Here is a 4,454-nt window from a genome sequence, read left to right on the forward strand (position 1 = left end):
GGTCGATGCTAAAGGCTTGCCTGCTATCCATAGAGCGATGGCTTGGTATGGATCCTTTCGTATGAAGTACGTATGGGTAGGTAACGAAAGTCTACTGGCCACCTGGGGTAATGTCAAACGATATTTCGTAAATTCCTTGAAAAAGCCGAGAGTTGGAGGCGTGCTCGTTGCGGATCCGGAAATGAATCAGCTATACTCGGCACTTTGCACAACCTTTGCTCTGCATCGAGGACTTTACCTAATGGGACAACTTATTCCGTTAGATTCCTTCGGCGTCACCGAGCGCGAAGTGGTCGCTGCACTGGGGCGTGTGAAGGTTCGGGACGTTGATTACGCAGACTTATATTTCGAGTCTTGCGTGTCCGAGTCCGTTTCGATGGAAGAATCTCTCGTTAAACGGGCGGCCAAGAGCATCTCGCAAGGAGTAGGCGTGCGCGCTACAGCCGGTGAGAAGACCGGATTTGCCTATTCTGACGAGTTGACCAAGAAGGATCTCGAACTTGCGGCCGACACAGCCCGATATATTGCCGATTCCCCTGCCGGCCAGCAGACAGTTCCGGCTCCGGTTCAGCACCGTCCGACGCGAGATCTCTATCCGGTAGAGCGCGTTCAGGTTGAAGTGGCTACGGCGGATCGTGTGACGCTGTTGAATGAGATCGACATCGAGGCCAGGCGATATGATGCTCGGATTAAGAACGTCATGGCCTCGTTCAATACAGAGTACAAGATTGTCATGGTGGCGACGTCCGATGGGACGTTGATCGGCGACGTCCAGCCCCTGTCACGGCTTCAAGTCACCTGCATTGCGGAAGAAAACGGCAACCGGCAGGTTGGCTCGTTCGGCGGAGGCGGACGAGTAGGATTTGAGTTCTATCAAGAGGGTGATCGCTACTTGGACTACGCAAGGGAAGCTGCTCGCATTGCGATCCTGAATCTCTCAGCCGTTGCGGCTCCGGCAGGGGTGATGCCGGTTGTGCTCGGTGGGGGCTGGCCGGGCATCCTCTTGCACGAAGCAATCGGCCATGGCCTTGAGGCGGATTTTAACCGCAAGAAGACCTCGGCATTTTCAAATCTCCTTGGTAAACGTGTGGCGTCCGATGTGTGCACCATCGTCGACGATGGAACATTGCCCGGCCGTCGTGGCTCGCTCAATATGGACGATGAAGGCACACCGACCAGCCGGACAATGCTCATCGAGAAAGGCATTCTGCGAGGCTATATCACGGATAAACTGAATGCACGCCTCATGGGTATTCCAGTGACAGGTAACGGGAGGCGGGAAAGTTATCAAAGTATCGTGTTGCCGCGCATGACAAATACCTTCATGCTCGCCGGGGAGTCGAACCCGGAAGACATTATCAAATCGGTCGACAGAGGCCTCTATGCGGTTTCGTTCGGCGGCGGACAGGTTGATATAACCAATGGAAAATTTGTGTTCTCAGCCAGCGAGGCGTATCTCATTGAGGGTGGAAAAGTCACAAGGCCTGTGAAAGGAGCGACTTTAATCGGAAGCGGCCCGGAGATTCTGACGAAAGTCTCGATGGTCGGGCACGACATGAAGCTCGACGAGGGCATCGGCACCTGCGGCAAAGAGGGGCAGTCGGTGCCTGTGGGTGTGGGTCTGCCGACAATCAGGATTGATGAGATCACTGTCGGTGGCACACAACAGAATTGAAGCGTTATGAACGGGACATTACAGCAAACGAACGGATATAGACAGCTGGCAGCCGACATCCTCGGGATGGCTCGCCAAGGCGGGGCGACGGAGGCCGATGTCGTCATTGCCGACGGGGAAAACCTCTCCGTGCAGGTGCGCTTGGGCGCGGTTGATCGTTTGAGCAAGGCACGGGAAAAGCGATTGGGCCTCCGGGTTTTTGTCGGTAAGCGATCTGCTTGCACGTCCACCTCTGATTTTTCTCTCGATTCCATTCGGCAACTTGTCGAGCAGACCTGCACCTTGGCGAAGGCGGTGGTCGAAGATCCTGTGTCAGGCCTGCCCGAGGCGGATCAAATGGCCAGGGAACAGCCGGATCTGGATCTCTATGATGGAACCAAGCTGGATACAGATCGGCAGATCGAATTGGCTAAGCGGGCAGAGGCGGCAGCCATGTCGGCTGATGAGCGCATCACGAATTCCGAGGGGGCAGACTTCGATTCGTCATCCGGCCGAGTCGTGCTGGGTAACAGCCACGGTTTCCTCGGCGAATATCGCAGCTCGAGCTATTCGGTCGCTGTTTCGCCGATTGCAACAGATCCAATCACCGGTTGTATGCAGCGGGACGCCTGGTATGCGGTGCAAAGGAAATTCAGCAAGCTTGACGCGCCCGAAACGGTTGGAATTGAGGCGGCCAGGCGAGCCGTCAGGCGGCTTGGAGCCAGGAAAGTCGGGACGAGACGCGTGCCGATCGTGTTCGATCAGGAAATGGCCGGCAGTTTACTCGGGAATTTGTGCGGGGCGATCTCCGGCTATTCCCTCTATAAAGGAGCCTCTTTTCTCGCCGGTCAGCTTGGGAAAGTGCTGGCGCCGGACTTCGTCACTGTGTGCGACGACGCTCGCATGGTCGGCGGACTGGGCTCACGGCCTTTTGACGGTGAAGGGCTTCCAACCAGGAAAAACTTAGTAGTGGAAAAGGGGGTACTGACGAGTTATCTGCTGGACACGTATTCGGGGAAGAAACTGGGGTTGCCCTCGACCGGGAATGCATCCCGAAGTGTCGGGGAGAGCCCTTCAGTCGGCCCAACCAATTTTTATCTTGTGCCGGGGGCAAAAACTGCAGAGGAGATCATCGGAACAGTGAAAACCGGCCTCTATGTCACTGAGCTGATCGGGTTCGGAATCAACATGGTAACCGGCGATTACTCGAGAGGGGCTGCAGGTTTTTGGATTGAGAACGGCGAGCTCGCGTATCCGGTGGAGGAAATCACCATAGCAGGAAACCTCAAACAGATGTTCAAGGACATTGATATCGTCGGCAGCGACCTGGTTTTCCGTGGGCGGATCGCCAGCCCGACCTTGAAGATCGCAGAAATGGTGGTGGCAGGGAATTAGCCGATTATTCGAGTCAAGTTACGACTGCTGAGTTTTGAGTGTTGAGTCTTCGGATTTAGGCAAGAGGCAGATTCCTTCATGTTTCTAGCCTGCAACACGCACAACTAGTCTTTACGAACTTTCTTAGCGAGGTGCTGTATGGCTTCGATCCGTGAAACGATGGTTCAATATTCAAGTGGGAATGTAAAAATGCGGGCGTATGTGGCGGCACCGCAGATGAAGGAGCGTCGCCCGGCAGTTATCGTCGTGCAGGAATGGTGGGGTCTGACCGAACATATCAAGGATATAGCTCGGCGATACGCAGCAGAAGGGTATGTGGCGATCGCTCCTGATCTCTATTCACGTTTGGGTAACGCTTTGACGACTGATCCCGACGAGGCGGGGAAACTGATGAATACGCTGAAACAGGATGATGGGTTGGCAGATTTGAATGCCACGGTGGCCTATTTGAAAACGGTTCCGGAAGTCGATGCAGGCCGGATTGGTGTGACGGGATTCTGTATGGGCGGATCCTACGCACTTATGCTCCCTTGCGTCAGCACCGACATTAAGGCTGCAGCACCCTTCTACGGGCAGGTGCCGAATCCTGACACCCCTTTGAAAAATCTCGCAGCCCCTGTGCTGTACATTTATGGTGAAGACGACGGATGGATCACCAAGGCTGATGTACAACGGCTCGCGGTGGCGCTTAAAAAGTACAATAAGTCAGGCGAAATTAAGACCTATCCCGGCGCGCCTCATGCGTTCTTTCGGGATAATGACAAGAGTGTCTATAGGCCTGAGGCGGCAAAGGATGCCTGGGCCCGCGCAAAAGCATTTTTTAAGCAGCATCTTGGTTGAGGTGTGAGCCCTAGAAGCTATGGCGCGTCGAGAGGCCGATTTCTTCGATGCTCCTCTCTATCTCGTATTAATTGTCGGCAATGTGTCTGATGCGAGCCGTGCGGAGCAGGTGTTGACGGAACAAGGAGTGGATTACTCTTTGAGGCTGGATCATTTTCGAACTGAGTCAGTACTCAGTACAGTGCTCGGCAGTGAATACAAGGGTCTTTTCTTTTATGTGCCTTCATCGGTCCATCACAGGGCCATGCGCGTTCTTGAGGATGCAGGATTTAGCGATACGGTTCCATTGACCGTGAAAGAGAGGAGCGAAGGATAACATGCCGCTCGATGCTGAACTCGGAAAGACCATGTTGCAGTTGATCACCGCGCGTTACGACGATCGGCGTTGGCGGAAGAAGATCGAAAAGACACTGAGTCTTCCCCAGTCCGGCGTCGGTGACCCTGTCCAGCAGCAGATTTTCATGTATTTGAAAATCGGGTTGAAGGCGTATAAATCCCGCCGGGCCGATCCGGATTCGTGGATCATCGGAGGCTACGCGACGAAGGAAGTGATCGACCGCGCCAA

General features: G+C 54.5%; 5 protein-coding genes. All 5 read left to right on the plus strand.

All coding sequences use genetic code 11. The annotated features are described in order from the left end of the window. Nucleotides 1-241 precede the first annotated feature (241 nt). Nucleotides 242-1,675 carry a metalloprotease TldD gene (tldD, locus tag ACWVCN_RS06130; RefSeq protein ID WP_455244672.1) on the plus strand — a complete coding sequence of 478 codons (1,434 nt, stop codon included), beginning with the start codon at nucleotides 242-244 and terminating at the stop codon, nucleotides 1,673-1,675. A gap of 6 nt (nucleotides 1,676-1,681) precedes the next feature. Continuing rightward, nucleotides 1,682-3,049, plus strand: coding sequence for a TldD/PmbA family protein (locus tag ACWVCN_RS06135; RefSeq protein WP_455244673.1), 1,368 nt, complete (start codon nucleotides 1,682-1,684; stop codon nucleotides 3,047-3,049). Nucleotides 3,050-3,187: 138 nt separating this feature from the next. Further along, on the plus strand, nucleotides 3,188-3,889 hold the full coding sequence (locus tag ACWVCN_RS06140) for a dienelactone hydrolase family protein (RefSeq protein ID WP_455244675.1): 702 nt from the start codon (nucleotides 3,188-3,190) through the stop codon (nucleotides 3,887-3,889). A 19-nt stretch (nucleotides 3,890-3,908) separates the two neighbouring features. Then, complete coding sequence (locus ACWVCN_RS06145) at nucleotides 3,909-4,205, plus strand: hypothetical protein (RefSeq protein ID WP_455244677.1); 297 nt, start codon at nucleotides 3,909-3,911, stop codon at nucleotides 4,203-4,205. A gap of 1 nt (nucleotide 4,206) precedes the next feature. Continuing rightward, nucleotides 4,207-4,454 (plus strand): hypothetical protein (locus tag ACWVCN_RS06150; protein ID WP_455244678.1); only part of this gene is annotated, 248 nt, incomplete at its 3' end.

This window comes from Petrachloros mirabilis (assembly GCF_975968855.1).

Bases quoted from the DNA above. Each gene is read 5' to 3' on its own strand.
- tldD (WP_455244672.1), top strand. From the start codon at position 242: ATGGGACAACTTATTCCGTTAGATTCCTTCGGCGTCACCGAGCGCGAA.
- ACWVCN_RS06135 (WP_455244673.1), top strand. From the start codon at position 1,682: ATGAACGGGACATTACAGCAAACGAACGGATATAGACAGCTGGCAGCC.
- ACWVCN_RS06140 (WP_455244675.1), top strand. From the start codon at position 3,188: ATGGCTTCGATCCGTGAAACGATGGTTCAATATTCAAGTGGGAATGTA.
- ACWVCN_RS06145 (WP_455244677.1), top strand. From the start codon at position 3,909: ATGGCGCGTCGAGAGGCCGATTTCTTCGATGCTCCTCTCTATCTCGTA.